Annotated in this window: 17 protein-coding genes and 1 riboswitch; of the genes, 6 read left to right on the plus strand and 11 right to left on the minus strand. The window is 73.5% G+C overall.

All coding sequences use genetic code 11. The features are described 5' to 3' along the window. The first annotated feature begins 42 nt into the window (after positions 1–42). Together ACZ62B_RS06750 and ACZ62B_RS06755 are read left to right on the plus strand one after the other, a co-directional pair. Positions 43–1,413 (plus strand): FAD-binding protein, encoded by a 1,371-nt coding sequence (locus ACZ62B_RS06750; RefSeq protein ID WP_468882831.1) that lies wholly within the window; start codon positions 43–45, stop codon positions 1,411–1,413. An 8-nt stretch (positions 1,414–1,421) separates the two neighbouring features. Continuing rightward, on the plus strand, positions 1,422–2,177 hold the full coding sequence (locus ACZ62B_RS06755; protein ID WP_344557694.1) for a decaprenylphospho-beta-D-erythro-pentofuranosid-2-ulose 2-reductase: 756 nt from the start codon (positions 1,422–1,424) through the stop codon (positions 2,175–2,177). An 18-nt stretch (positions 2,178–2,195) separates the two neighbouring features. Here the strand turns inward: ACZ62B_RS06755 and ACZ62B_RS06760 are convergent, their stop codons facing one another. Next, complete coding sequence (locus ACZ62B_RS06760) at positions 2,196–2,774, minus strand: 2'-5' RNA ligase family protein (protein ID WP_469689371.1); 579 nt, start codon at positions 2,772–2,774, stop codon at positions 2,196–2,198. 228 nt (positions 2,775–3,002) lie between these two features. Next, a complete protein-coding gene (gene trpS, locus ACZ62B_RS06765) occupies positions 3,003–3,995 on the minus strand; it encodes a tryptophan--tRNA ligase (protein ID WP_382052954.1) in 993 nt (330 codons plus the stop codon). Between the two features lie 152 nt (positions 3,996–4,147). Between trpS and ACZ62B_RS06770 the strand changes: the two genes are divergently transcribed. From ACZ62B_RS06770 to ACZ62B_RS06780, 3 genes are all read left to right on the plus strand, one after another. Further along, a complete protein-coding gene (locus tag ACZ62B_RS06770; RefSeq protein WP_468726374.1) occupies positions 4,148–4,708 on the plus strand; it encodes an RNA polymerase sigma factor in 561 nt (186 codons plus the stop codon). Next, positions 4,701–5,549, plus strand: a complete 849-nt coding sequence (locus tag ACZ62B_RS06775; protein ID WP_469689372.1) for a hypothetical protein — start codon at positions 4,701–4,703, stop codon at positions 5,547–5,549. The genes ACZ62B_RS06770 and ACZ62B_RS06775 overlap by 8 nt, the downstream gene beginning before the upstream one ends. Positions 5,550–5,722: 173 nt before the next feature. After that, a complete protein-coding gene (locus ACZ62B_RS06780) occupies positions 5,723–6,433 on the plus strand; it encodes a hypothetical protein (RefSeq protein ID WP_469689373.1) in 711 nt (236 codons plus the stop codon). 69 nt (positions 6,434–6,502) lie between these two features. Here ACZ62B_RS06780 and ACZ62B_RS06785 read toward each other — a convergent pair whose 3' ends face one another. The 4 genes from ACZ62B_RS06785 to pdxR form a co-directional block, all read right to left on the minus strand. After that, positions 6,503–7,948: a glycine hydroxymethyltransferase gene (locus ACZ62B_RS06785; protein WP_085574076.1), complete on the minus strand. Its 1,446-nt coding sequence runs from the start codon at positions 7,946–7,948 to the stop codon at positions 6,503–6,505. A gap of 29 nt (positions 7,949–7,977) precedes the next feature. Further along, a riboswitch (ZMP/ZTP riboswitch) is annotated at positions 7,978–8,079 on the minus strand. A 93-nt stretch (positions 8,080–8,172) separates the two neighbouring features. Then, positions 8,173–9,357 carry a glutathionylspermidine synthase family protein gene (locus ACZ62B_RS06790; protein WP_468726366.1) on the minus strand — a complete coding sequence of 395 codons (1,185 nt, stop codon included), beginning with the start codon at positions 9,355–9,357 and terminating at the stop codon, positions 8,173–8,175. A gap of 7 nt (positions 9,358–9,364) precedes the next feature. Further along, positions 9,365–9,703 carry a hypothetical protein gene (locus ACZ62B_RS06795; protein ID WP_344557707.1) on the minus strand — a complete coding sequence of 113 codons (339 nt, stop codon included), beginning with the start codon at positions 9,701–9,703 and terminating at the stop codon, positions 9,365–9,367. 156 nt (positions 9,704–9,859) lie between these two features. Further along, positions 9,860–11,245, minus strand: a complete 1,386-nt coding sequence (gene pdxR, locus ACZ62B_RS06800) for a MocR-like pyridoxine biosynthesis transcription factor PdxR (protein WP_468726363.1) — start codon at positions 11,243–11,245, stop codon at positions 9,860–9,862. A gap of 46 nt (positions 11,246–11,291) precedes the next feature. Between pdxR and ACZ62B_RS06805 the strand changes: the two genes are divergently transcribed. Next, complete coding sequence (locus ACZ62B_RS06805) at positions 11,292–11,792, plus strand: carboxymuconolactone decarboxylase family protein (protein ID WP_344557710.1); 501 nt, start codon at positions 11,292–11,294, stop codon at positions 11,790–11,792. Between the two features lie 33 nt (positions 11,793–11,825). Here ACZ62B_RS06805 and ACZ62B_RS06810 read toward each other — a convergent pair whose 3' ends face one another. The 5 genes from ACZ62B_RS06810 to ACZ62B_RS06830 form a co-directional block, all read right to left on the minus strand. Next, positions 11,826–14,009, minus strand: coding sequence for a hypothetical protein (locus ACZ62B_RS06810; protein WP_469689374.1), 2,184 nt, complete (start codon positions 14,007–14,009; stop codon positions 11,826–11,828). Next, a complete protein-coding gene (locus ACZ62B_RS06815) occupies positions 14,006–16,147 on the minus strand; it encodes a serine/threonine-protein kinase (RefSeq protein WP_468726356.1) in 2,142 nt (713 codons plus the stop codon). Before ACZ62B_RS06815 ends, ACZ62B_RS06810 begins: the two co-directional genes overlap by 4 nt. Before the next feature lie 52 nt (positions 16,148–16,199). Beyond that, positions 16,200–18,941: a hypothetical protein gene (locus tag ACZ62B_RS06820; protein WP_469689375.1), complete on the minus strand. Its 2,742-nt coding sequence runs from the start codon at positions 18,939–18,941 to the stop codon at positions 16,200–16,202. Positions 18,942–18,943: 2 nt separating this feature from the next. Next, positions 18,944–22,678, minus strand: a complete 3,735-nt coding sequence (locus ACZ62B_RS06825) for a tubulin-like doman-containing protein (protein ID WP_469689376.1) — start codon at positions 22,676–22,678, stop codon at positions 18,944–18,946. 151 nt (positions 22,679–22,829) lie between these two features. Then, positions 22,830–25,085, minus strand: a complete 2,256-nt coding sequence (locus tag ACZ62B_RS06830) for a VWA domain-containing protein (protein WP_469689377.1) — start codon at positions 25,083–25,085, stop codon at positions 22,830–22,832. Between the last annotated feature and the right edge of the window lie 171 nt (positions 25,086–25,256).

Raw genomic sequence — 25,256 nt, forward strand, 5'->3', positions numbered from 1 at the left:
TTCAAAACCAACCAGTCACATAAGGGCGATACGGTCACCGTCATGTCTGCCGAGACCGTTCCCGTCACGGGGTGGGGCCGTACCGCTCCCACCGCCGCCCGGCTGATCCGCCCACGGACGTACGAGGAGGCCGCCCGGGCCGTGCGGGAGTGCGGGGCCCGCGGAGGCATCGCGCGGGGGCTGGGACGGGCGTACGGCGACGCGGCCCAGAACGCGGGCGGTGCCGTGCTCGACATGACGGGCCTGGACCGCGTGCACGCGATCGACGCCGACGGCGGCACCGTGCTGTGCGACGCGGGCGTCTCCCTGCACCGGCTGATGGAGGTGCTGCTGCCGCTCGGCTGGTTCGTGCCGGTCACTCCCGGCACGCGCTACGTGACCGTCGGCGGGGCGGTCGGCGCCGACATCCACGGCAAGAACCACCACGTCTCCGGCTCCTTCTCCCGCCATGTGCTCTCCCTGGAGCTGCTCACCGCCGACGGCCGGGTCCGTACGGTCGTGCCGGGCACGCCGCTGTTCGAGGCGACCGCGGGCGGCATGGGCCTGACCGGGGTGATCCTCACCGCGACGATCCGGCTCCAGCCGGTCGAGACCTCGCTGATGTCCGTCGACACCGAGCGCGCGAGCGACCTCGACGACCTGATGGCCCGCCTCGCCGACACCGACCACCGCTACCGCTACTCGGTCGCCTGGATCGATCTGCTGGCCCGCGGCGCCGCCACCGGCCGCGCGGTGCTCACGCGCGGCGACCACGCCCCCCTGGACGCGCTGCCCCGGGGCGCCCGCGCGCGCGGGGAGCCCCTTTCCTTCCGCACCTCCCGGCTCCCGGCCGCCCCCTCCTTCGTCCCCGAGGGCCTGCTCAGCCGCACCACCGTGGGGCTGTTCAACGAGCTCTGGTACCGCAAGGCGCCCCGCGCGCGGATGGGGCGCCTCCAGCGGATCCCCGCGTTCTTCCACCCCCTGGACGGCGTACCGCACTGGAACCGCGTCTACGGCCGGGGCGGCTTCGTGCAGTACCAGTTCGTCGTCGGGCACGGCCGGGAGGACACCCTGCGCCGGATCGTGCGCCGGATCTCCGAGCGCCGCTGCCCGTCCTTCCTCGCCGTCCTCAAGCGGTTCGGGGAGGCCGACCCGGGCTGGCTCTCCTTCCCGGTGCCGGGCTGGACCCTGGCCCTGGACATCCCGGCCTCGCTGCCCGGCCTCGGCGGCTTCCTCGACGAACTCGACGAGGAGGTCGCCGGCGCCGGCGGGCGCGTCTACCTCGCCAAGGACTCCCGGCTGCGCCCGGAGCTGCTCGCGGCCATGTACCCCCGCCTGGACGACTTCCGCGCGCTGCGCGCCGAACTGGACCCGCGCGGGGTGTTCGTCTCCGACCTGGCCCGCCGCCTGCATCTCCAGGCACCCTCTAGCTAGGAGCTGTCATGAAGGACGCCTTCGGCCTCCCCCAGTCCCTGCTCGTCCTCGGCGGCACGTCCGAAATCGCGCTGGCCACCGCGCGGCGGCTGATCGCCCGCCGCACCCGCACGGTGTGGCTGGCCGGCCGTCCCTCCCCCGGCCTGGACGAGGCCGCCGAGAAGCTGCGCGGCCTCGGCGCCGAGGTGCGCACCGTCGCCTTCGACGCGCTCGACCCGGCCGCCCACGAGGACACGCTCGGCAAGGTCTTCGCCGAGGGCGACGTCGACATGGTGCTGCTCGCCTTCGGCACCCTGGGCGACCAGGCCCACGACGAACGGGACCCCCGGGCCGCGGTGCGGGTCGCGCAGACCAACTACACCGGTGCGGTCTCGGCGGGCCTGGTGTGCGCGAGCGCCCTCCAGGCGCAGGGCCACGGCTCCCTGGTGGTGCTGTCCTCCGTCGCGGGCGAGCGGGCCCGCCGCGCGAACTTCATCTACGGCTCCAGCAAGGCCGGCCTGGACGCCTTCGCCCAGGGCCTCGGCGACGCGCTGTACGGCACGGGCGTGCACGTCATGGTCGTACGCCCCGGATTCGTCCGTACGCGGATGACCGCCGGGCTCCCCGAGGCGCCGCTGGCCACCACCCCGGAGGCGGTCGCGGCGGCCGTCGAGCTGGGGCTGCGGCGCCGCGCGGAGACCGTGTGGGTGCCGGGCACGCTGCGGATGGTGATGTCGGCGCTACGGCACCTGCCGCGCGGAGTGTTCCGCCGGCTGCCGGTCTGAGCTCCGGCCGGGAGGTGTTCAGCGGGCGGAGACGGATCCCCGGTCCACGCTCCCGGACTGCGGGGGCACCACCGCGGTGCCGAAGGGGAACTCGCGCAGCTTGCGCCACACCCCGTCGGCGCCCTGCTCGTAGAGCGCGAAGCCGGTGCAGGGCCACTCCGCCTCGTAGTCGGCGAGCTCCTCGAAGGCGCGGTCCATGGCCGCCTCCCCGATGCCGTGCGCCACGGTGACGTGCGGGTGGTACGGGAACTGCAGCTCGCGGGCGACCGGGCCGGAGGCGTCACGGACCTGCTTCTGCAGCCAGGTGCAGGCCTCGCCGCCGTCGACGACCCGCACGTACACCACCGGCGACAGCGGCCGGAAGGTGCCGGTGCCGGACAGCCGCATCGGGAACGGGCGGCCGGCCGCGGCGACCTCGCCGAGATGCGCCTCGACGGCCGGCAGGTCGGCGTCGTCTATCCCGGTCGGCGGCAGCAGGGTGACGTGCGTGGGGATACCGTGAGCCGCGGCGTCGCCGAAACCCGCGCGCAGCTGCTGAAGCCGGCTGCCGTGAGGCTCCGGGACCGCGATCGACACGCCGATCGTTACGGTCCCCACGTCGTCTCCTGTCGTTGTGGTGAAGCGTGACGGTGAAGCTGCGGTGAGCACCGGGTGACCGCGGAAACGGTCACCCGGTTATCGACTGTACGACCACGACCCGGATGCGGGCAGGCGCAACCGGAGTGATGTGCAGCGCTGTGCGGTGGTGCGGATCGCCGCCGCGGGCCGGTTCAGCGCCGGTTCAGTGCTCGGCGGCCGGTACTCGGCGGGTCGGTGCTCGGCGGGTCAGTGCTTGGCGGGCAGGAAGCCGACCCGGTCGTACGCCTGGGAGAGGGTCTCCGCGGCGACGGCACGCGCCTTCTCCGCGCCCTTGGCCAGGATCGAGTCCAGCGTCTCGGGGTCGTCCAGGTACTGCTGGGTGCGCTCCTTGAAGGGGGTCACGAATTCGACCATGACCTCGGCGAGGTCCGTCTTGAGCGCACCGTAGCCCTTGCCGGCGTACTTCTCCTCCAGTTCGGGGATGTCCGCTCCGGTGAGGGTCGAGTAGATCGTGAGGAGATTGCTCACACCGGGCTTCTCCACGACGTCGTAGCGGATGACCGTGTCGGTGTCGGTGACCGCGCTCTTCACCTTCTTGGCGGTGGCCTTCGGCTCGTCCAGGAGGTTGATGAGGCCCTTCGGCGTGGACGCCGACTTGCTCATCTTGACCGCCGGGTCCTGGAGGTCGTAGATCTTCGCCGTCTCCTTGAGGATGTACGGCTTCGGCATCGTGAACGTCTCGCCGAACCGGCCGTTGAAACGATCGGCGAGGTCGCGGGTGAGCTCGATGTGCTGGCGCTGGTCCTCGCCCACCGGCACTTCGTCGGCCTGGTAGAGCAGGATGTCCGCGACCTGCAGGACCGGGTACGTGAACAGGCCGACGGAGGCGCGGTCGGCGCCCTGCTTGGCGGACTTGTCCTTGAACTGGGTCATGCGGGAGGCCTCGCCGAAGCCGGTGAGGCAGTTCATGACCCAGGCGAGCTGGGCGTGCTCGGGCACGTGGCTCTGCACGAAGAGCGTGCAGCGGTCCGGGTCGAGGCCGGCGGCCAGCAGCTGGGCGGTGGCCAGCCGGGTGTTGGCGCGCAGCTCCTTCGGGTCCTGCGGGACCGTGATCGCGTGCAGGTCGACGACCATGTAGAACGCGTCGTGGGTCTCCTGCAGGGCCACCCACTGACGGACGGCGCCGAGGTAGTTGCCGAGGTGGAACGAGCCTGCGGTGGGCTGGATTCCGGAGAGCACGCGGGGTCGGTCAGTCGCCATGCTCCTTATTCTCTCAGGTCCCGCGGGGCGGTCCGGAACCGACCGGAAACAGGTGGGAACCGATCCGTCCCCGGCGGTGTAACAAAGACGTGAGGACGCGGGAGGGGGGCCGCATCGTCGATGAGGCCGCGGTGATCGCACGCGTACGCGCCGGGGAGCCGGAGGCGTACGCGGAGCTGGTGCGGGCCCATACGGGCATCGCGCTCAGGGCGGCCGCCGCGCTCGGGGCGGGGGCGGACGCGGAGGACGTGGTGCAGCAGGCCTTCGTCAAGGCGTACTGCGCGCTGGGCCGGTTCCGGGACGGCATGGCGTTCCGGCCGTGGCTGCTGTCGATCGTGGCCAATGAGACGAGGAACACAGTGCGCGCCGCCGTGCGCCGGAACGGCCTCGCCGACCGGGAGGCGGCGTTCATGGAGGCGGAACCGGTGATACCGGAGTCGACGGACCCGGCGGTCGCGACGCTGGAGACGGAGCGCCGCGGGGCGCTGGTGTCCGCCCTGGAGAAGCTGAGCGAGGAGCACCGTCTGGTCGTCACCTACCGCTATCTGCTCGAGATGGACGAGCGGGAGACCGCCCAGGCCCTGGGCTGGCCCCGGGGCACGGTGAAGTCGCGGCTGAACCGCGCCCTGCGCAAGCTGGAGCGCCTGCTGCCGGACTTCCGGCCCCGGGAAGGGGGTGAGAGGCGTGGGTGAGCGGTACGACGACGAGGCCGAGCGGCTGCGGGAGGAGCTGCGGGCCTTCGGCCGGTCCCTGGACGGGCCGGGCGGGCCCGAGCAGTCCGAGTCGATGGTCGAGCGGGTGCTGGGGCGGATACTCGCCGAGGAGCTGCCGGTGCCGGCCGCCGGGCCGACGGGCCCCGGCGCGCGGCTGCGGGCGGCCCGGCGCTGGACGCGGGCGCGGTGGCGGTCGCTGGTCGCGGCCCTGTGCGGGCTGCTGACGGTGCTGACGCTGACGCCTCCGGTGCGGGCGGCGGTGATCGACTGGTTCGGCTTCGGCGGGGTCGAGGTGCGGTACGACCCGTCGGCGGTGCCCTCGCCGGGCGCGGAGGTGCCGGGCTGCGGGCGGTCGCTGTCGCTCGGCGAGGCGGAGCGGCGGGCCGGGTTCGCGCCGCTGGTGCCCAAGGCCCTGGGCGCTCCGGACGCGGTGACGGTGAGCGGGCTGCCGCGGGGGCGGTTCCTGGTGAGTCTGTGCTGGCGGGAGCAGGGGCGGACGATCCGTCTCGACGAGTTCCCGGCCCGCCTGGACGTCACCTTCGTCAAGAGCGTGCGCGAGCAGCCGGAGTGGCTGTCGCTGGGCGAGGAGGACGGGGTGCCGGAGCCGGTCCTGTGGTTCCCCCGGCCGCACGTGCTGAGCTTCTGGCTGGTGGACACGGACGGTCACCGGTTCACCCGGGAGGAGCGCACGGCGGGGCCGACGCTGCTGTGGCCGCACGGCGGCGGGGCCGGTGAGGGGGTGACGCTGCGGCTGGAAGGGGTGGCGTCGAAGGCGCGGGCGCTGGAGATCGCGGAGGCGGTCGAGGAGGCGGGCCGGTAGCCCGGTGCCCCCGCGTCGTGAAATTCGTGGTGCGCCGACTGGGAACCCCGGCGGGGCGGCCGGTGTACCAGAAGTGACAGGCGGCTCGTGGGCGGGTCGCAGGGGGATCGACCGGCCGAGTGGGGGTCCGGATGCGCGGGTGGAAGGGCAGGATTCGACAACTGACGGCGGGCATGGGCGCGTTCACAGCGGCGCTGGCCCTGGTGGTGTGGGGAGCGTCGTCGGCCTCCGCCGGGGGACCGACGAGCGTACTGGTGGTCTCGCCGGGGAGCGAGGAGACCGCCTCGCTGTACTACTCCGACGCGGATTACGGTCGGTTGGAGCGGCTGCTCGGCCCGTCCGACAGGGGCACCCGGGACAAACCGGCGGAGGCCGACCTGGCCTCGGTCCGGTTGGTCAACGTGTCGTGGATGCTGCACGACGTGACGCCCTGGCGGGTGGACCGGGTCTTCCTCGGGAGCATCGAGGAGGACGTGTGGATACACACGGCGGCGAAACTCCCGGAGACGCCGAACGGCGTCTGGCACCGCGCCGAGGACCCGTCCGACCTGCACAAACTGCTGTACGGGCTGGGCGTGATGGGCCACACGACAGGGACCAACCCGGCCCCCGGCATCTACCCGGCGCCCTGGGAGACCGAGACCGCCGGCACCGCCGCGGGATCCGGCACACCGGACTCCGGTGCGGAGCAGGGCGCGGCGGCGGACTCGCGGACACGGGCCGCGTCAGGAGCGGACGACGGCGCCGACTGGTGGTGGGCGATACCGGGGGTGGTGGCCGGAGCGGTGCTGGCCCTGGTGCTGCGCCCGTACGTGACGCGGTGGCCGCCGGTCCGCCGGCGGAAGGAGGATCCGGGGCCGCGGCAGGAGCTGCTGGACGCCTGATGACGGGCGCACGGCGGCCCGGTACGTGACCGGACCGCCGCGGGGCGCGTCGAGCGGGGCCGGGCCGCCTCAGCCGAGGTCGATCTCCGGGTAGAGCGGGAAGCCGGCGACGAGGTCGGTGGCGCGGCGGGAGATCTCGTCGGCGACCTTCGCGTCGAGGACGTGGGCGGCCTTGGAGGGGGCGCCGGACTTGGTGGTGCCGGGCTCGGTCGTCGTCAGGACCCGGTCGATCAGGCCCGCGACCTCGTCCATCTCCGCCGTACCCAGGCCGCGCGTGGTCAGCGCGGGGGTGCCGATGCGGATGCCGGAGGTGTACCAGGCGCCGTTGGGGTCGGCGGGGATGGCGTTGCGGTTGGTGACGATGCCCGAGTCGAGCAGGGCGGCCTCGGCCTGACGGCCGGTGAGGCCGTAGGAGGTGGCGACGTCGATCAGGTTGAGGTGGTTGTCGGTGCCGCCGGTGACCAGGGTGGCGCCGCGCCGCATCAGGCCCTCGGCGAGGGCGCGGGAGTTGTCGACGATGCGCTGGGCGTAGTCCTGGAAGGCGGGCTGCCGGGCCTCGGCGAGGGCGACGGCCTTGGCGGCCATGACATGCGGGAGCGGGCCGCCGAGGACCATCGGGCAGCCACGGTCGACCTGGTCCTTGAGGGAGTCGTCGCACAGCACCATGCCGCCGCGCGGGCCGCGCAGCGACTTGTGGGTGGTGGTGGTGACGATCTGGGCGTGCGGGACCGGGTCGAAGTCGCCGGTGAGGACCTTGCCGGCGACGAGACCGGCGAAGTGCGCCATGTCCACCATGAGCGTGGCGCCGACCTCGTCGGCGATCTCGCGCATGATCCGGAAGTTCACCAGACGGGGGTAGGCGGAGTAGCCGGCGACGATGATCAGCGGCTTGAACTCGCGGGCGGAGGTGCGCAGGGCCTCGTAGTCGATGAGGCCGGTGGCCGGGTCGGTGCCGTAGGAGCGCTGGTCGAACATCTTGCCGGAGATGTTCGGGCGGAAGCCGTGGGTGAGGTGGCCGCCGGCGTCCAGGGACATGCCGAGCATGCGCTGGTTGCCGAAGGCCTGGCGGAGCTCGGCCCAGTCGGCCTCGGAGAGGTCGTTGACCTGGCGGGCGCCGGTCTTCTCCAGGAAGGGGGCCTCGACGCGGTCGGCGAGTACGGACCAGAAGGCGACCAGGTTGGCGTCGATGCCGGAGTGCGGCTGGACGTAGGCGTGGCGGGCGCCGAAGAGCTCCTTGGCGTGCTCGGCGGCGAGCGACTCGACGGTGTCGACGTTGCGGCAGCCGGCGTAGAAGCGGCGGCCGATGGTGCCCTCGGCGTACTTGTCGCTGAACCAGTTGCCCATCGCGAGGAGGGTGGCCGGGGAGGCGTAGTTCTCGGAGGCGATCAGCTTGAGCATCTCGCGCTGGTCGGCGACCTCCTGGCCGATGGCGTCGGCGACGCGCGGCTCGACGGTGCGGATGACGTCGAGCGCGGCTCGGTAGGCCTTGGAGGCGGGGGTGGGCTCGGCTGACATGGGGACCTCCGGACGTTGTAGTCGGCGTTCGGGTCGGCCCAGGCGCACGGCACATGTTTCCGGACCCGAAGGGTCCGGGGCCGCTTCCCGATGGTTGTTCCCATCCCAGCGCGCCAGTCACGGCCCACGGTCACATTACCGGGTGGCACGAAGTGCCACGGGGAGGCGTCCACCATACGGGCGTCGGCCTCCGCCTCGTCGACGCGGGCGGCGCGGGCGACGCGCTAGAGGATCACGTGTGGCAGGAAGCGGGCGTACTCGTCCGTCACCAGGCCCGACGACTCGCGGATGCCCAGGCCCGCCGACTCGTCCTCGACCACCCAGGTGCCGAGGACGACGTGGTTGCCGTCGAAGGTGGGGAGGGGGGCGAGCTGCTGGTAGCAGCAGGGTTCCTCGCGGGGGACCGGATCGGAGCCGGGCTCGTGGACGGTCACTCCGGCTCCCTCGCGGCCGAGGAGGGGTTTGGCGACCCAGCCGGTGGTGTCCGCCAGGTCGCGCGGGCCGTCGAGGTAGGCGGGGAGGAGGTTGGGGTGGTCGGGGTAGAGCTCCCAGAGGATCGCCAGGAGCGCCTTGTTGCTGAGGAGCATCTTCCAGGCGGGTTCGATCCACAGGGTGGTGCCGGTGCCGCCGCCGTTGTCGAGGGTGTCGAGGACGTGGTCGGCGAAGCGGTCGGTGGTGAGCCACTCCCAGGGGTACAGCTTGAAGATGCTGCGGATGAACCGGAGCCCGTTGTCGACGAAGCGGCCGGAGAGGCGGTCCCAACCGATCTCCTCCATGGAGAGCCAGTCGGTGTCGAGGCCGGCCTGTTCGGCGGTCTCCTTGAGGTAGGCGACGGTCATGAGGTCCTCGCCGAGTTCGTCGGCGGAGGAGTGGGCGAAGTACAGGGGGCTGCCCGGCGGGAGGAGGGGGGCCTGTTTCCGCCAGGCGTCGATGAGGCGTTCGTGGAGGGAGTTCCACTGGTCGGCGCCGGGGAAGCGTTCCTCCATCCAGAACCACTGGGGGGAGGCGGCCTCCACCAGGGAGGTGGGGGTGTCGGCGTTGTACTCCAGGAGCTTGGCCGGGCCGGTGCCGTCGTAGCGGAGGTCGAAGCGGCCGTAGACGGAGGGGAGTTCGGCGCGCCGGTGCCAGGCCTCGGCGACCACGCGGGCGACGCGCGGGTCGGTGATGCCGAGGTCGGCGAAGCGGTCGGCGGTGACGATGTGCTCGGCGGCGGCGAGGCACATGCCGTGCAGTTCCTCGACGACCTCCTCCAGCGCCTCGATCTCCTCCAGGCCGAAGACGTAGTAGGCGCTCTCGTCCCAGTAGGGGCGCAGGGAGCCGTCCGGGTAGCGGGTGAGCGGATAGATGAGCCCCTGCTCCTCGACGGTCTCCTGCCAGCCGGGGCGGGGCTCGGTCGTACGCCGTTCCATCGCCCGCTCAGCCGCCGCTGCTGCCGGAGCCCGAGCAGCCGAAGCCGCCCCGGTCGACGGCCTCGCTGCGGCTGAAGGTGCCGTAGTCGGCGTAGCCGTTGCTGACGTCGGCGTCGTAGTACCAGTCGGCGTTGGTGCGGGACTTGCCGATCGAAGTGGAGGTGCTCCCGGAGGTCTTGCAGTTCTTGTCGGCGACGACCTTGTAGCCGTTGATGTAGTCGTAGCTGTCCCGGTCCACGCACCGCCGGTCCGGGTCCGACCCGCACGCCGACAGCGCCGCCGCGAGCACGCCCATCCCTCCGAGCACCACCGTGCTGGACCGCAGCCGCCGCCGTGTCTCCGCCATGTCCTTCACTCCCCCTCGCATACCCCCGGGTCGCCTCTCCCGGCTCGCGGCGGACAGCCTAGAGACCGCCCGGACGGCATGCACAGGAGCCCCCCGCCGGCAACGCTCCCCCGCCGCCCATTTGTTGCTCTTGGCGCGTTATGCCGGCTTGGTGCGTCAGGGCAGTGCCCGGCACAGGGCGTCCAGGGTGCCGGTCCAGGCGTGGTCCGGCGGGGTGGCGTAGCCGACGACCAGGGCGTCGCCCGCCGTGGTGGCGGTGGCGGGGTGGCGGAAGCGGGAGAGGCCGTGGACGGCGAGGTTCTGCCAGGTGGCGGCCTGGACCACGGACCGTTCGGTGCCGGGCGGGAGCCGGAGGACGGCGTGCAGGCCGGCCGCGATGCCGGTGATCCGGACGTCGGGGGCCCGGACGGCGAGGGACTCGACCAGGGAGTCGCGGCGGCGGCGGTAGCGCAGGCGGGCGGCGCGGACGTGGCGGTCGTAGGCGCCGGAGGTGAGGAACTCGGCGAGGGTGAGCTGTTCGAGGACGCTGACGGAGAGGCCGCCGCCGTGGGCGACGACGTCCGGGAGCAGGGACGGGGGCAGGACCATCCAGCCGAGGCGGAGGCCGGGGGCGAGGGACTTGCTGGCGGTGCCGAGGTAGACCACGTGGTCGGGGTCGAGGTTCTGGAGCGCGCCGACGGCCTGGCGGTCGTAGCGGAACTCGCCGTCGTAGTCGTCCTCCAGGATCAGTCCGCCGGTGCGGCGCGCCCAGTCGACGACGGCGGCGCGGCGCTCGGGCGGCAGGGCGCCGCCGAGAGGGAACTGGTGGGCGGGGCTGAGCAGGACCGCGTCGGCGGTGCCCGGGTCCTGGGCGCGGGTGCCGAGCGTGTCGAAGGGGAGCGGGGTGGTGGTCAGGCCGGCGCGGGCGGCCAGGTCCCAGTGGGCGTCCAGTCCGTAGGACTCCACGGCGAGGGTGCGGGCGCCGCGGGCGCGCAGGACCTCGCAGAGGAGGCGGAGGCCGCCGGCGAAACCGGAGCAGACGACGGTCCGTTCGGGGTCGGCGCGTACGCCACGTACCCGGGCGAGGTAGTCGGCGAGGGCCGTGCACAGTTCGGGGCGGCCGCGCGGGTCGCCGTAGCCGAGGGCGTCGTGCGGGGCGGCGGCGAGGGCGCGGCGGGCGGCCTTGAGCCATTCGGCGCGGGGGAAGGAGGCGAGGTCGGGGGTGCCCGGGACGAGGTCGTACGGAAGCCGGCCGGGGGTTCGGCGAGGGGAGGGCGGACGGATCGGCGGGCTGGGTACGGCACGGTCGGCGACCCGGGTGCCGGAGCCCTGCCGGGCGGTGAGCCAGCCCTCGGCGATCAGGTCGGCGTAGGCGTCGGCGACGGTGTTGCGGGCGATGCCCAGGTCGGCGGCGAGGGAGCGGGAGGAGGGCAGCCGGGTGCCGGGGGCGAGCCGGCCGGTGCGGACGGCCTCGCGGAGGGCGTCGGTCAGGCCGCGGCGCAGGCCGGGACCGGTCGGTTCGAGGTGGAGGTCGATGCCGAAAGTGGCCCAGCGTTCTGCCATGGAAGTGGACCATACTCCTGGGCTGCCTCGCTCCTAGGGTCGAGGCATGACCACTACTGAGACGAACACCGAGTACGCCGCCGAGCCGCCCGTCCGGCTGGAGTGGGCCCGGCACGCCCCCGAGGTCTACAAGGCGATGGTCCGGCTGGACTCCGCCGCCAAGAAGGGGCTCGACGCCAAGCTGTACGAGCTGGTGAAGATCCGCGCCTCCCAGCTCAACCACTGCGCCTTCTGCCTGGACATGCACACCAAGGACGCGCTCGCGGCGGGCGAGAGCGTCGAGCGGATCATCCAGCTCGGCGCGTGGGAGGAGTCGCGGCACTTCTACACGGAGAAGGAGCTCGCCGCGATCGAGCTGACCGAGGCGGTCACCGTGCTGACGGACGGCTTCGTGCCGGACGAGGTGTACGAGCGGGCCGCCAAGCGGTTCGAGGAGGCTGAGCTGGCGCAGCTCATCGCCGCGATCACCGTGATCAACGCGTGGAACCGGTTCGGTGTGACCTGCCGGATGACCCCGGGCCACTACACGCCGGGGCAGCACGGGTGACGGCCCGTACGGCCCGACGCGGGAAGCAACGGCTCAGCTGACGAACCAGGCGATCACGATGATCATGGCGATGGCGCAGAAGCCGAGGCCGCCCGCGAGCAGGCAGCCCGCGGAGCCGTGCCGGCCGGTGAACCTGGCCATGAACGGCTGCGGCGCGAAGGTCGGCGGCCGCGGGGGCGGCGTCATGGGTGCCGGGGTGGTGTGGGGCGCCGGCAGTGCCTGGGGTGCCGGTGGCGCGGAGTGCGGCAGCTTGTCGATCCGCAGCAGCGCGTTCGCCAGCAGCTGGCTCCACACCACCGGCGGCAGGTCGGGGACCTGACCGTTCGGCGGCTCGATGATGCTCTGCCGGAGCCAGTTGCCCGTGGTGGGGCGGGGGTCGCGGCTCATCCGGTACAGGAATTCCTGGAGTGGGCGCTGATGGCGCTCGTCCCTGGCCAGCGGTGCGACGGCCCAGGTGAAGAGGTGCGCCGCGCGCGAGGCCCGGTCGGCTCCCGATCTGCCGTCCACGCCCGGTCCGTGCGGTGTGAGGTACAGGTCGTTGTGCAGCACTTCCGCGCACAGGGCGTGCCGCATCTCCAGTGGACGCCCCTGGACGCGATACGGCTCGCCGAGCACATCCAGGAGCAACTCCATTGATTCCCGCGGGAGTTCACCAGACTGCAGCTCGTGCAACAACACCTCGTCGGGCTGCCTGCGCAACTCCGCCAGCAGAACGCTCCGGTCCGTCCCGTCGCCGCGCCGGTAACCGCGGAGGTGCCGGTGCACGGCGTGTGTGTCGTGGGTGTTCGGATCGAGGGCGGCCTCCTGGGAAGGCTGGGGAGGAGTGGCGAGGGGAGGCGGCACGGGCGCGGGATCCACGTAGGACCCCGGGTCCGGGTCCGTGCTCGGGTCCGCGTACGACCCCGAGCCGTGGTCCACGCGCGGCTCCGCATACGAGTCCGCGTACGACCCCGGACCGTGGTCCACGCGCGGCTCCGCATACGAGTCCGCGTACGACCCCGGACCGTGGTCCACGCGCGGCTCCGCGTACGAGTCCGCGTACGACCCCGGACCGTGGTCCACGCGCGGCTCCGCGTACGAGTCCGCATACGGCTCGGGATACGACTCCGGATACGGCTCCGGGGTGAGCGCGGCACGGGCCGTCTCCCCGGCCGGGTCCCGGTCCTGGTTCCGTCCGCCGTCCCGGTCCCGCGCCGGATCGGTCCCCCGCTCCTCGTCCCGTCCGGGAGCCACCGGCCCCCGCTCCCCCGACCGCAGCGCGGCCGTCGGGATCCTCGTGCCGGCCGGGGGTGTGCGGTCGGTGCCGAGGATTTCCTTGAGGCGGGCGCGGCGGCGTTCCCAGTCCAGTGCCGCGCCGCCCGGGAGTCCGTCGACCAACTGCGGCACACCCGCGTCCGCGTCCGGGTGCGCGAGGAGGTGCCGTACGAGCTCGGCCGCCGCCCACAGTTCGAACCTGCGGTTGGCCGGCTTGCCTCCCCTGACCCGGGCCAGCGGGCCGGAGTTGCCGGTGTCCGGGTCCCAGCGCGGGACGGACATGAGCCGCAGCGGATGGCTGTCCGCCGTGTCGTAGGTGGCGAAGGTCCACTGCTGGTCCAGCCAGGTTCCGAAGAGCAGGAACAGCCCGAGGTAGACCAGCGGCACCGCGTCCTGGTCCGGCCAGCCGGGGTGCCTCCTCTCCTCCATCAGCAGCGAGAGCCGCTGCCGCGGGTCGCACAGCCACTCCGCCGCGGTCAGGGTCAGCGCGTGGTTGACCGAGGGCAGCCGGTCCAGCATGCCCGGCAGCCGCTTGAGCGCCAGCGCGTCGAGTTTCGCGCACTCGACCACGTCCTGCTTCCCGGAGGCCGTCTCGGCCTTCTCCCGGGTGCTCCAGCCGCCGTACGCGAGCCCGAGGCACTGACGTACCTTCAGGGTGCCGCGGTCGCCGACCAGGACATGGCTGACCGTGCTGGGGCGGCCACCCCGGTCGATGGTGGGCCAGCGCTGGACGAGCAGGACGTCTCCGTCGCGGGACAGGGTGCGCACGACGCTCGGCCGGGCCGCCGCCGCGCCGGACACCCACAGCAACGGACCCAGTTCCCGGCCGAGTTCCTCGGCGCGCTCGGCGTCGCAGGAGTGGGCGACGGCGTTCATGCCGGTGCCCTGGCGGCCGTGGTTGCCGTCCCAACGGTAGACGACCTGCTGTACCGGGCCCCGGTCCCGGTCCTGGAAGTCGTTCACTGGAGTTCCCCTCCCTCGGATCGCTCGGGCTCCTCGGGCCCTTCCCGCCTCCCGAATGCGTCGTCCTCTTCCCGCGGCACCGCCTCCAGCGCGGGCGCCTCTCCCACCGCCAACGCGTCGGCACCGCCCGGCACCTGGATCAGCCCGTGCATGGCGAACAGGGCCAGCAGCGGCTCCAGCACCCGCCGGGGCCCCGCCCCCGCCGGATAGCGGCCCTGGTCCTCCTGGCCGCCGGTGGCCGACGCGATGTGCAGGGTGCAGCGGCGGATCGCGTCGAAGGGGCGCAGCCACGCCTGGCCCGCGTGCCGGCGCAGCAGCCCGTAGAGGTCCCGGCTCTCCTCGCGCAGCAGCGCCGGGTCCAGCGAGGTGGCCGGCGGCCGGGTCAGCCACCGGTCGACGGGCGGCTGGAACCGGAGCAGGTCGGCCTTGCCGAGCACCATCGCGGCCGGCACGTCCAGGTAGCCGCCGTTCTTCGGCAGCCGGTCCAGGACCGTGCCGAAGGCGAGGTCGCCGTCCCGGTTCACCTCCATGCCCCGGCGTTCCCTGACGTGGTCCAGCTGCGGCAGCGGCAGGGCCAGCGCCGGGTCGACGACGAAGACCAGGGCGTCCACACCGAGCAGGAACCGCAGCGCCGCGTCGGTACGGACGAGGTCCTCGCCGCCGAGGTCGAAGAAAGCGACCGGGCGCACCTGCCCCCGTGCGTCGGTGATCAGCAGGGACTCCACGAAGCGCGCGAAGTCGTTCATGCCGAGGGCCGCGGTGTGGTCCAGGACCTTGCCGCCCCGCAGCGGCTGCACCCGGTCCCGTACGAAGCGGGCGTGCTGCTCGGGATTGACGGACTGCCACTTCAGGCCGAACGGCTCCAGGCCGCCGTCGGTGATCGCCGCGATCATCTGGGTCAGCAGATGGCTCTTGCCGGTGGAGGACTGGCCGACCATCGCGACGGTCAACGGGCGGCCGTACATCAGATAGGGCACCGGGATGTAGTGCGTGGGGAACTCCGGGTCCGCCGTGCACTTCTGGACGGCGCCGCGCATGACGTCGGTCCGCCGCACGGGGTTGTTGATGCCCTTGAGGTCCAGCGGCTTGTACTGCATCCGGCTGTCGGTGACGAACAGCTTGGTGAGGTCGAGCCGGATGGACTCCAGGCAGTACGGGCAGAGCACCCCGGCGCCGGACCGCTCGGCCCCCGAACCTCCCCGGGGCCGGACGGCGGGTGCGGACCGCTTGAGCCGCAGGGCCTCCTCGAACGCCTCGTGGTGCGGGCGCGTCTCGTCGGGCGGCACCGCGAGCCGTACGCGGCGGGCGGCCCCCAGCGCCACCAGGTCCAGCACCTCGGCGGGCGTGGGCCGGTCGGCCGCCCTCGGGGCGAAGGCGTCCCGCAGCGTCCGGTCGAGCTTGCGGTGATCGCCGAGGTCGTCGGGCGGCCGGTCCGCGGGGCCCGGCCGCCCGGTCGCCAGCCGGTACAGCACCTGGGCCGCACTCCACACCGCGTCCCGGGGGTCGGCGAGCCCCTCGCCGCCGCGCTGTTCGGGCGGGCAGAAGGGCGAGCGGCCCCAAGGACGCCTGGGCCGGCCGATCCGGGTCACCGACTCGAGTCCCCACAGCTGGGCCTTCGCGCCGTCCCAGAGCACGGTGGCGGGCGAGATGCCGCGCAGCACCAGGCCCTGGCTCTCCAGCAGGCACAGGGCCACCATCAGGTCCCGGGTGAAGACCTCCTGGTCGGCCGCGCCCATCACGTGGATCCGCGAGACGGCGCTGCCGCGCGGCGGGTCGTACAGCAGGAACGGCTCGGCCGTGTCCAGCTCGTGGCCGATGAGCCGCGGGAAGAGCGCGGCGTACTCGGTGTCGCCGAGCACCTGGTTCAGGTGTACGACGGTGCCTGCCTCGGTGTCCAGCAGGTCGCGCGCCGCCGGGTTCGCCGCGTCCTTGGCGCTCAGCCGTACCTGCACGCACTGCTGGCCCTCGTCGTCGAGCACGGCCTTGCGCAGCAGTTGGGGCAGCAGCCGGTCGCGGCGGACCTCCCGGCCGACCCGCACCGGGGTGACGCGCCGGCGCCCCGACGGCACGGTGAACGCGAGCTTGTCCGGCGGCGGCCCGCCCGGCCCCGGCGGACGGGAATGCGTGGTGCTGGTCACCGGCGGTCCTTTCGTTCGTACATGTGCGGCGGGCCGGGAGACGGAGTGCCGATCACCAGCGACCGCCGTCTCCTCGGTCGTAGGGGTTCGTGCGGTCGTCGGAGGCCGTGCGGTCGTAGGAGGCCGTGCGGTCGTAGGGGTTCGTCGCCCCGCCCTGGCCGTACGGGTCCGTCCGGTCGTACGAGTCCGACTGCCCGTACGGATCCGTCGTCCCGTACGGATCCGTCGTCCCGTACGACTCCGCCCTCCCGCCGGCCGTGTCCGTCCCGTCGAACCCGGACTCGGAGCCGTGCCGGGGCCGGACGGTCCGGACCACGCCGATCCGCAGGGGGGTGAGCCGTACCAGGCCGGCGTAGCGGCCCGAGGACGTCCACAGGACCTCCTCCGGGTGTGTCGAGCCGCTCGCCCGCCAGGACTTCTCGACCTCGTCGCGTACGGCCCCCGGTGCGAACCTGAGCCAGGCCGCCTCCGCCGGGTCGCGGCTGAGCAGCGTGCCCTGCTCGGGCGTGGACAGCTGCACCACGGCCTGCCGGTCGGCGTCGGCGCCGACCAGTTCGGCCAGTCCGGACGGGTCGGTGCCGAGCAGGTTCGCCGAGGTGGCGCGCACGCGGCGCGGGGCGGCGAACGGCGGCGGGGCCAGGACCCCGTTGTGCTGGAGGTGATGGCGGGCCGTGGACAGCAGCTCGCGGACCCGCTCCTCGGTACGGCGGACGGCACGCGCGCCGGCCTGGCCACGCTCGATGGCGCCCCAGTAGTGCTTCATGGCCTCCAGGGCGGCGTCCGTCAGATCGGCGGACAGGGTGGCGACCAGCTCCGGCCCGCCCTCGCCGTTCTCCCGTTCCAGCCAGCGCGGCACGGCTCCGCCGGCGCGGTGCTCCCTCGGCCCGTCGGCGCTCCTCTCCCGAGCGGGTTCCCGCCCCTCCCCCTCGACGGGCTCGTCCTCCCAGGCGTACACGCTCGCCCAGTCGCTCTCCTCGTCGCCGGACCCGGCGTAGTCGTCGTCGGGTTCCAGGTCCGGGTCGCTGGAGAGCCAGTCGTCCTCGGCGTACGGGTCACCGCCGGACGCACCGGGGGCCGCGGGCCGCGCCGACTCGGGCATCGCCTCCGCCTCCGCCGCCGCCGCCGTCGCCCGCAGCATCCCGGCGACCGAGCGGGCGGCGTCGGCGCAGTACAGGCGTTCCTCCACGGCCCAGTGCTCGCGGACCGCCTCCGCCAGGAGGGCGTCCAGATCCTCGAGTGCCTGGCGCACCACGGCGGTCGTGTGGCCCGGCGCCCAGGCCCCGGCCGCCGCCCGCCAGAGCCGGCGCACGGTCTCCACCGCGATCCCGAGGCCGACCAGCAGGCCGATCGTGCCCATCCAGACCGGCGGGTCGGTCGCGTACCCCGCTCCGGCTCCGGCCGCGGCACCGCAGAACGCCGCGACCCTCGGCGCCACGGCCCAGCGGCCCGGGCGTCCCGCGCCCCGCAACCGGGCCGACCCGAGGACCGCCATGCCGACGAACAGCAGCGGCACGAGGACCGCGAGGGCGAGGAACGGCCCCGACCACAGCGCGCCGAGCAGGCCCGCCCCGGCCGCCGCCAGCGGTCCGGCCACCGGCGGTCCGGGTACCGCGGTGCCCGCCGCGCCCTCCGTCCGCCGGGCCACGGCCTCGGCGGAATGGGGAGCGAGCTTGCGCAGCAGTGCCGAGCCCGGCAGCGGCTCCACCCGGCCGGCCAGTCCGGTGAAGCGCTGCGCCACAGAGCGCAGGGCGAGCCCCTGGCCGAGCAGTTTCAGGGCGAACTCCCGCAGCCCCTCGCCGATCCGCTCGCCCATGCCCTCGGCCGACGGCACCCGCAGCCCGAGCGCCGCGAGTCGGGCCGCCGACTCGGCGGCGGACGGTGCCGTGCCGCCGCCGCGCAGGGCCGTGGCGACGAGCTCCCGGTAGTCGTCGAGCGCCGTGCGTGCCCGGTCGGCCTCCGCCTCGAACGTCTCCCGGCGGGAGGCCCGCAGCAGACCGGGCAGGGTGCGCAGCCCGGCCAGCGCGTCGTCGGCGTGGTCGAGGACGTCCGCGCAGGCGCGGTAGGCCTCGTCCGCGACGCCGCCGGGTTCCCGGTGCCCCAGGCCCCGGCCGCCCCGGCCGGCCACCAGCCCGCGCAGCGGCTCCGGCAGGTCGGCGCCGGAGGAGGCGGTCAGCAGCACGTCCGGCGCGAGGTCGTCGTCGGTTCCGGCGAACCGGGTGAGCGCGTCGCGCCAGGCCCGGTCGCGCACCTCCGGCGGCAGGTCCTGCTCCAGCAGCCGTACGCCGGGCGCGGCGATGGCGTCCGGGAGCTTCTGAACGCTGTCCAGCACGCTGAGGTAGACGTCCGGGACCGACAGCACGTCCACCAGGACCGCCAGCGCGTCCGGGTCGTCGGGCTCGGGCTGCTCCAGCGCGGTGCGGGCGGAGCGCAGATCACCGGCCCACAGCAGTCCGCAGCCCGAAGCCCGCAGCACCGAGGGGCGCAGCAGCCGGCGGTCGGGCTGGAAGCCGCCCTCCTCACCGGCGAACGCGCCGGGTGCGCTGCCCACCAGCAGCACGAGCAGTCTGCCCTCGCCCACCGCCCGGTAGCCGGTGAGGAGTTCGTACTGCGTCTGGTGGTCGTTGAGCCCGGCCGGGGTGTCGACCACCAGGAACAGCGGGTCGTCCGGCTCCGGCAGCCCCGCCCGCCCCAGCTCCTGGGCGACCCTGGCCCGCAGGGCCGACGGACTGTGCAACGCCGCCGCCCCGGTACGCAGATCGAGATGGATGACGGTACGGAAGGCAACCTGGGACATGCTCACTGCGCGTCACCGTCCCAGGGGGTGCTCCGTCCGTAGTCACCGCTCCCGTCCGCGTCGTCGTCCCGGAGACCACCCCGTCGGCCGGCGTCCCCGGGCTCGTCGTCGTCCCACGGCGCCCGCCGCCGCCCGTTGTGACCCTCCGCGTCGGGATCGACGTGGTCGTCACGCCGACGGTCACCGCCCGGCCTGCCGTAGCCGTCGTGATCGTCGTCGTAGGACCGGTCGGAGCCGTACGGCCGGCCTTCGCCTCCCGGCCCGCCGTAGTCGTCACGGTCGTCGCGCCGACGACCGCCTCCCGGCCCGCCGTAACCGTCACCGTCGCCACGGCGGCCGTCCCCGCCGCGGTCGTCGTAGTCGTCGCGCCGGCCACCCGAGCGGGACCCGCTCGCCCCGTCACGCCGGGCGCCCCAGCCGTCGCGCCCCTCCCGTTCCCCTTCGCCGCGCTCGTCGCCGTACGGCCTGTCGTGGTCGTCGCCGCGCCCCCGCCCGCTCGGCGGGACCGGGGTCGTGCCCCAGTCGTCCTCGTCGGGGGCCGGGCGGCGGGGTGGTGAGTGGTCGCCGCGGGTGGTGCGGGGGGCGGCCGGGATGCCGCCGCGGACGTGTTCCAGCAGCGTGCGCAGGGTCGGCTGGACGGCGCGCTGGTCGCCGAACTCGGTGTCCAGGGCGGCGGGCAGGGTCTCCGCCCAGAACTCCCACAGCGGGCGCATCCAGCCCTCGACCCGTTCGCCGTCCCGCTCCCGGCGTTCCGCCAGCAGTTCCAGCTGGCGCGGGGCGACCTTCTCGACCAGGTCGACGAAGAGCGGATGCGGCTCGCTGCCGGCCCGCGCCAGGCCCAGCGGCTGGGCGCCCATCAGCTCACGGCAGTAGTCCTCGACGATCCGCTCGTCGTCCAGGACCGTCCAGCGCTCGTACGACCGCAGCAGCTCGGCCCAGCTGGACACCCCGCCGGGGAAGTCCCCGAGCCGCAGCCGTACGCCGGGGACGTGCGTGCCCTTCTCGGGGTGCAGCCGCAGCCGGATCCGGTCCGGCGAGGCGGGGTCGCCGTCGACGACGTCCACCTGGCCGTTCCACATGCAGCACAGCAGACGGTGCAGGATGACGCGCCGGTCCTCCTCGCCGCTGACCATCCAGCTGTCCCTCCAGCCGAGCCGCTGCCGCCACCGCAGCACGTCCTGGGCCTGCTCGGAGTCCTTCGCGCGGGCCCACTGGCGCAGCACCTTGCGGGCTTCGGGCACCTGGGTGAGGCTCATCTCGCTGCGGAAGAGGACGACGGTGATCGAGTCGCTCTCCACGCCCCGGTACTCCACGGAGTTCTTCGCGTCCGAGGGCAGTCGCAGCGTCTTGCCGAGGAACTCCTGCACCTCCTCCACGGCCTGCACCCGCGGATGGGTCACCAGGACCCGCAGCAGCCCGGTGCCCTCCGGGGTGAACCCGACCGGCAGCAGCCCGGTGAGCTTGCGCCCGAACAGGTCGAGCGCGTCCTTGCTGACCTGGTCCTTGGCGTCCGTGTCACCCGCCGCGGCGGCCAGCAGCGTGCCCATGGACGGCAGCAGCGGCCGCTCCTCCAGATGCGCCCCGCTCTCCGCGAAGAGGCGGGTGATGCGGGCCTCCAGCTGCCCCTTGACGCGGGCCACCGAGCCCTCCGGGTCGCGCCGGCTGAGCCCGTGGACCTGCCGCCAGGTGTCGCCGTCGACCAGCTTGAGCAGCAGCGCCGCCTCGTCGTCGGTCTCGCGCAGTCCCTCGCGGCGGATCAGCCGGGTGACGACGTCCTCGTAGAAGTGGTTGAGGGTGCGCTGCGGCGGCAGCAGGTACGAGATGCCGGTGCGGTCCTCGTACAGTTCGAGGCCCTTCTGCTGGGCGGTCTTGCGCTCCTGGTCGCTGTGCCGGCGGAAGGCGTTCACCAGCCGGCCGAGGTCGGCGCCGGCCGCGTCGGCCTGGGACTGCCAGTGCGTCTGCTGTTCACGCCAGGCCTCGTGCCAGACCAGCCGGCAGCACCACTGGTACCAGAGGTTCTGCTCCTCGATGGCGGCCTGTACGTCGTCGTCGCCCCAGCGGGCCGGCGCCAGGCCGCCCAACTGGCCCTTGATCCGGGGAATCTTGGGCGGCTGCTCGGTCACCCCGGGCGGGCGCTGCGGGGTGCGGGCGCGTTGGTCCAGCATGCCGAGGAAGCCGAGCCGGACGATGGTTTCCTCGCTGTCCGGGACACCCCTGACGACGCGTTCGGCGAGGAAGGGGTCCACGGTCTGGAGCAGCTTGTCGATGGCGGGGCGCGGCGCGAACCGGTCGGCCATCACGACGGCCGCGCGCTCCGCCTCGGACCGCAGGTCGGACAGCAGCCGCTGCATGTCCGCGACGCGTTCGCCGAGCGCCTGCTCGATGCTGCGGCCGCCGCGCGGCAGCGGATCGGGCTCGGGCACCGGCAACTGCCTGCGTTCCCACAGCTCTTCGAGATGGGAGTCGGCGAACAGCTGCCGGATCATCGGCACCGCCTCGTCCCGCTGCCCCGCGCGGGGCAGCTCCACGAGGTCGGTGACCGCCAGCCGCAGCAGCCGCCCGGCCACCAGGTCGGCCAGCTGGTCCATGGGCGCGGTCATGGAGGCGACCAGGCTGGTGGACACGCCCTGCCGGCCGATGCCGGTCGGGGACACGGCGCTGCGTTGCACGCCCCGGTTGATGAAGCTGGCCGCGAAGGTCGTGAAGTCGTCGTCGGCGGCCATCGTGCGGCCCCGGGCGCGGCCGTCACCCAGTTCGGTGCCGATCAGCGACATCACCAGGGAGACGATGGAGCGGCGCAGGTCGTCGGCGCGGATGCCGGCGGTGGGGCTGAACAGGAACGCGGTGGGCAGGATGCCGGTGCGCAGCCGGATCGGGAGGGTGCCGGGGTAGCGGATGCCGAGCCCGAGCTCCTGGTCGAGATCGCCGATCTCATGGCCCTCCGACGGCGCGTTCTGCGTGTCCACCAGCCGGAACAGGTCGACCAGGGAGCGGGCCGCGTTGAGTTCGGCCTCGCGTCCGCCGCCGGTCGCGGCGGAGAACGACGACGGCATGACGACCAGCGGGTAGATCTTCACGCCGTCGAAGCGGCGCAGCTGGAAGGCGTGGTTGATGAGGTGCAGGTAGTCGAGGAAGATCCCGGCGCCGGTGCCGCCGGCCACCGAGAAGGCGACGAACACGTCACAGCCGTTGACCTTGCCGCCGCCCAGCTCGCTCAGCTCACCGGCCGACTTCGCGATCGCGTCGATCGCCTGGAGCAGCGGTTCGAGGACCGGGCCGAGGCCGTGCCGCAGCGTGGCGAACAGGGCGGCCCGCCCGACGGTGGGCAGTTGACCGGCGCCGGCGTGCAGCGGGGTGACCTTCGGCTCGTCGATGCGCGGCGGCAGCCAGTCGGCGACCTCGTCGCGCAGCACCGCCCGGAGCATCTTGGTCACTTCCGGGGAGGCGTCGAAGTTCGGCAGCAGATTGTGGGTGGCCCGGGACGTGCGGGCGTACGCGGCCCGCAGGGACGGGTCCACGTTGAACTGCGGCAGCCGCTGGAGGTCGCTCTCGCTGTAGTCGGCGTACACGAACTGCAGGCAGTCGGGCAGTTGGAACGGGGCGTGGCCGCTCTGCCGGTGGAGCGCCATGCCGTCGGGGCCGCACAGTTCGGCGCGCAGTCTGCGTTCCAGCTCGGCACCGACCAGGCCGCCGGTGCCGCCCAGGCCGACGAAGAGCATCGGCTGGAAGATCTTCATGGTTTCCTCCCCGCTGTACGGCCGGGGCGCGGCCGCAGGAATGTGCTGGGTACGTCCGTGGCGCCGCGCGGCGGGCCGGCCGCGCGGCGATGCGGTGCTGTGCGGTGCGGGGGGCGGGCCGGGTGGTGAGGTGTCCGGCCCGCCCCGCGCGTCACAGGAATTCGTCGTAGGCGCCGCCCTGGCCGGGGTTCTGCGGTCCGGTGCCACCGGCGTAGGCGCTCTGCGACGGCTGCGGGCCGGGTGCCGGGCTCCCGCCGAGGGAGAGGCTCAGCATGTCGGTCAGCTGGACCCGGCCGCGGACGGGCAGCGGGACGCGGCTGCCGCCCTTGCGTACCACCGCTCCGCCCTGATGGCTGCGCCTCACGGCGTACGGGCCGTGTGCGCGCCTCTCTATGCGCGGGCTGCGATGGGCCTCGGCGATGGCGAACTCGTACCACTGCTTGCTGTTGCCGTGGCCGGCCCTGTGCTCGCCCAGGACGGTGCCGTCCTCGGCGACCAGTTGCAGCATCAGCCCGAACGGGTCGCGGCGGCGCCTGCGCAGCCGTAGCCAGGCGACGACGGCCGCGGTGGCCAGCGCGAGCGCGACGGCGCCGGAGACGAAGGCCCACCAGTACGTGGCCCAGATCCCCGGCTCCGGGGTGACCCGCACCGAGACCGGGGCGCGTTCCAGCGTCCGGTCGTCGTCGGTGGTGTCGACGACGGTGAAGGTGCCGGAGAGGTCGAGACCGTCGCCGAGCCGGTCGCCGAAGGCGCTCTCGGGGGAGACCTTGACGGTGACCTCACGGGTGCCCCGCTCACCGGGGTCGAGGGTGATCTCGTTCGGCTCGACGGAGAGCAGCCCGTCCTTCACGTCGGCGACGGACAGCCGCAGGGTGTGCGGGGTGTCGGTGGTGTTGCTGACGTCGAGGGTGCCGGTGACCGTGCCGCCGGGGTGGGTGTCGCCGTCGGGCAGTTCCAGCGGTGCCTTGACGGGCAGTTCGCCGGGCGCGACCTTGCCGGTCTCGCTGCGCGTGTCGGCCCTCAGTCCCGAGGCGGTGAGCGTGGCGCTCACCGTCAGCTTCCCGTCGGCGTCCTGGGGGACGGTCACGGTGCCGGTGAAGGAGCCGTCGCTCGCCTCGGGGTCGGCTCCCTTGCCGTTGTCGGCGAGGTCGAGCGCCAGCGGGGAGAAGCCGTCGCCGGTCAGCTCGCTGCGCACGCGCAGCCCCTCGTAGTCGCGCGGGTCCTTGATCTCGTAGCCCTCACGCGTCTGCAACCGCATGGTCACCGTGACCTTCTCGCCGGCCTGCGGCGAGGGCGGGTCCATGGTGATGGCGCCGCGCAACTCGCCCTGCCACAGCACGCTGACGGCGACGGGCAGCGAGCGGTGGCCCTCCGGGGCCTCGGCCTTCACCTTCCAGGTGCCGGGCAGCGGGTCGACGATCTTCAGCGCCTCGACGGTGCCGTCGCCGCCCGCGAGTTCGAAGCGGGAGTCCTTGTACGTCGTGGAGGTGGTCGGGATCTCGTCGCCCGCCGGGTCGATGTAGCTGATCCTCACCTCGGGGTCGCCCTTGTCGACGACGATGCTGCCGACGGTGGCCAGCGGGGAGATGCCGATCTCCAGGGTGGCCGGCGGCCGCTTGCTGGGGCCCTCCTCGTGGCGCAGGCAGTGCGCCGCGGCGAAGATCTTCTCCAGGGTGGTGCCGACGGCCTTCGCCCCGTCGACCTTGTGGGCCCTGGGAGTCGCGGAGGGCAGTTCGACGCAGCCCTTCTGGTAGCCGCCGGAGGCGATCTGGTCGAGCTGCTTCTTGTCCGGGTCGGGTCCGAAGCCCAGCGGCCAGATCTGGACCTTCTGCGCGGCGGCTTCCTCGAGCGCCTCCTCCAGCTGCCGTTCGCCCTCGGCCGCCCGGTGTGCGGGATCGCCGTACTTGAAGCTGTCCTCGACGTCCATCTTCCCGTCGGTCAGCAGGAACAGCACCCGGGGCACCGACGCGTCGGAGCCGTCGGTGAGGTCGTCCACGCCCTGCCGGATGGCGGTCGGCAGGTCGGTGCCGGTGCCCTCGTCCTTCTTACGGCTGCGCAGCTCGTCGACGCACTTGCCGATCTCCTCGCGGCCCGCCGCGTCCAGCGTGGTGCGCGGGCACACCGGGTCCACCACCCGCTGTCCCGCCTTCTCGGCGGCGGCGAAGCCGAAGACGGTGACCTGCGAGGACGAGGACACATCGCCGAGCGCGATCCGCTTGGCGGCGGCCTTCTCGGCCTTCATGTCCTCGGGTGCGAGGCTGGCCGACTCGTCCACGGCCACCGCGTAGTTGACCGCCGGGAACGCTGGTTCGGAGTCCGCCGCCGGCACCGGGTCCTGACCGCCCGGTGCCAGCAGGGACACGAACACCACGGCGCCGCCCAGCACCGAGGCCGCGGCGCGGCGCACCCGGGGTCTTCCTGTCTGCCGTCTTCCCGTGACTCTTCCCACGGCCGTCCCCTTGGTCTTCGTCATACGTGCGTGAGGTTCGTGCTTGCGGTTCTTGGTTCGCTTGTGGCGTGTACGTGTAGGTGGTGACGCGTCCGGACCGTGGCCGGTGCGCGTCTGTGCCGTGTGCGG

The organism is Streptomyces sp. NPDC053426 (assembly GCF_055585405.1).

Excerpts from the sequence above, each read along its gene's own strand:
- ACZ62B_RS06755 (WP_344557694.1), top strand. The coding sequence starts at position 1,422 with ATGAAGGACGCCTTCGGCCTCCCCCAGTCCCTGCTCGTCCTCGGCGGC.
- ACZ62B_RS06825 (WP_469689376.1), bottom strand. The coding sequence starts at position 22,678 with ATGAAGATCTTCCAGCCGATGCTCTTCGTCGGCCTGGGCGGCACCGGC.
- pdxR (WP_468726363.1), bottom strand. The coding sequence starts at position 11,245 with ATGGCAGAACGCTGGGCCACTTTCGGCATCGACCTCCACCTCGAACCG.
- ACZ62B_RS06750 (WP_468882831.1), top strand. The coding sequence starts at position 43 with ATGTCTGCCGAGACCGTTCCCGTCACGGGGTGGGGCCGTACCGCTCCC.
- ACZ62B_RS06785 (WP_085574076.1), bottom strand. The coding sequence starts at position 7,948 with ATGTCAGCCGAGCCCACCCCCGCCTCCAAGGCCTACCGAGCCGCGCTC.
- ACZ62B_RS06780 (WP_469689373.1), top strand. The coding sequence starts at position 5,723 with ATGGGCGCGTTCACAGCGGCGCTGGCCCTGGTGGTGTGGGGAGCGTCG.
- ACZ62B_RS06805 (WP_344557710.1), top strand. The coding sequence starts at position 11,292 with ATGACCACTACTGAGACGAACACCGAGTACGCCGCCGAGCCGCCCGTC.
- ACZ62B_RS06790 (WP_468726366.1), bottom strand. The coding sequence starts at position 9,357 with ATGGAACGGCGTACGACCGAGCCCCGCCCCGGCTGGCAGGAGACCGTC.
- ACZ62B_RS06820 (WP_469689375.1), bottom strand. The coding sequence starts at position 18,941 with ATGTCCCAGGTTGCCTTCCGTACCGTCATCCATCTCGATCTGCGTACC.
- ACZ62B_RS06795 (WP_344557707.1), bottom strand. The coding sequence starts at position 9,703 with ATGGCGGAGACACGGCGGCGGCTGCGGTCCAGCACGGTGGTGCTCGGA.